General features: G+C 59.0%; 1 protein-coding gene. It reads right to left on the bottom strand.

Annotated elements, in window-relative coordinates; translation table 11 throughout:
• On the bottom strand, positions 1-1,421 hold a 1,421-nt coding region (locus DW033_RS25440), incomplete at both ends, for a GNVR domain-containing protein (protein WP_305036340.1).

Genomic DNA, 1,421 nt, shown 5'->3' with positions numbered 1-1,421 from the left:
CCCGGGAGGATATCGAGGTTAGGGCTGATATCGGATCGCTGGACCATGTCGAACAACTCCACGTGATCCGGGTCGCTAAGGTAGTTCGTGATGCCCTCCATCTTACGGGAGATATTGAACACCTTGTTCAGGCCCGGCTTGCGGATGTCCATACCGACCACCACCACCCTCTTGCCCAAGTAAGCCAAGCTCACCGCCAAGTTGCCAGCGACGAAAGACTTGCCCTCGCCCGGTTGCGTGGAGCTGAAAAGGATCACACGCTCGTCCTTGCCTAGCATGAACAAGAGGTTCGTGCGCAACCCCCGGAACATCTCCTCCATCAGGTCGTTCTTGTTCTCACGCACCACGATCGAGCCCTCACCCGTCTTCTTGACCAACGGGAGCTCCGCCAAAATAGCCACGCCCGTGATCGCCTCAACGTCCTCACGGTTCTCGATCTTGTATTTCAACAGGTCATGAAGGTAGACAATGCCCACCGGGATCGCCAGGCCCAAGATCAACGCCGCAAGCATGAAGACCATCCTCTTCGGGGCGACAGGACGCTCATCGGCGAGCGGCTCCTCGATGATGCGGCCGTTGTTCGCCGTGGCTGCCAGCGTGATGGCGTTCTCCTCACGCTTCTGCAACAGCATGACGTACAACGTGGCCTTGATCTCCTGCTGGCGGGAGATCGTCATGAACTCCTTCTCCTGCCTCGGGGCGTCGCTGATGCGGCTCTCGAACTTGCTCGCCTGACGGTCGATGTCCGCCTTGGCGATCTGGAGCCCCCTCAAGACACTGTTCACCGTCGTCCTCACGTTGCGGCGCATAGCCTCGATGCCGGCGTTCATGTTGATGATGGCCGGGTTGCTGTCCGAAGAGGTACGCAACAGGCGCTTGCGCTCGATGATCATCGTGTTGTACTGGTCGATGACAGAGGTGAGGTTTTGATCCCGCAGGCCCACGTTGGCAGGGATCACCTCGTCCATGTTCGCAGGATCGTCGATATAATTGCGGAGATACTGCACCAAGTTGATCTGCGTGGCGTTCTCCGTACGTTGTTGCTCATACCTCGAGCTTTCCTGCAAAGCCATCTGGGCGTCGCTCGTCAAATTCGTCAGGCCGGAGCGTTGCTTGAAGGCAGCGAGCTCGCTCTCCGTAGTGCCCAGCTCGCCGTTGATGATGCCGATGCGCTCCTCGATGAACTCGGCCGTCTTCTGCGCCACCTCGTTCTTCTCGTCGTTGGCGTCCTGGTTGTAGAACGACACCAAGCGATTGATGAAGTCCACGCCTCGTCGCCTCACCGTGTTCCTCAAGGATACCTTGGCGATCGTCGTCGTCTTGGACGAGGGCGTCACGCTCAACTCCTTGCCGTAAGCCTCGGCAGTGGACGTGGGGGTATGGACGTGGGCCACCAGCTCGATCTCCCCGCCCTCCAACTC

This window comes from Parabacteroides sp. AF39-10AC (genome assembly GCF_003635405.1).
Classification (GTDB): domain Bacteria; phylum Bacteroidota; class Bacteroidia; order Bacteroidales; family Tannerellaceae; genus Parabacteroides; species Parabacteroides distasonis.
The sequence above is the reverse complement of the archived record's forward strand: the minus strand, read 5'-3'. Positions and strand labels throughout refer to the sequence as shown.